This is a genomic window from Vibrio sp. 1069 (assembly GCF_033340555.1).
This window is the reverse complement of sequence record NZ_JAWOWP010000577.1, coordinates 1-608: the sequence shown is the minus strand read 5'-3', so window position 1 is coordinate 608 and position 608 is coordinate 1. Positions and strand designations below refer to the sequence as shown.

Below are 608 nucleotides of genomic sequence, written 5' to 3'. Positions count from 1 at the left end.
GCTTCCACAAACTCAAAATTGAGACACTTTCTCTGCTCGCGTGACAACTGTAAAAGTTCATCACGAAACCACTTGAAGTATTCGCGACTCGAAAAAGGCGTCACATTTAGATTTAGAGCATAATTTTTAGAGCTGTCAAAATTCTCTTTAAAGTCTTTTAAGAATTTATGAAGTACAGCTCTATCCATTTGAGCTTCATAGCCCACTTGTCTGATAGCAGAGATAAACCGGGACGCTTTAACAATGCCATTTTCAGGATCCCGAATTCGACATGTTAACTCTTCGTGTAAGGCTTTTTTATGCGTCGCATCACTTATTGAGTGAACCGATTGTGCGTAGAGTATCACATTTTCTGATGTAAGTGCCGTATCAAATAACGTACGCCATCTCACACTTCCGCGCGCTTCTTCATCGTGGTTCCATTTCTTAAAACGGCTCCAGTTATTGTTGTTTTGTAGCTGCGCACTTCTGAGTGCCGTTTCCGCCTCATCAATAATTTGGCTGTGTCGCTCTCCCTCTTTGTACATAGTGATACCAATATGGCACCAGTTGTCGGGGTCGAGCGGATCTGGCGGCGTAAGTTTCTCTAGTTGACGAATACATTGTGA

1 protein-coding gene is annotated in these 608 nt (G+C 42.6%); it reads right to left on the bottom strand.

The window, feature by feature from the left end; translation table 11 throughout:
• The coding region (locus R7040_RS27840; protein ID WP_318097800.1) for an EAL domain-containing protein at positions 1-608 on the bottom strand (608 nt) is incomplete at both ends.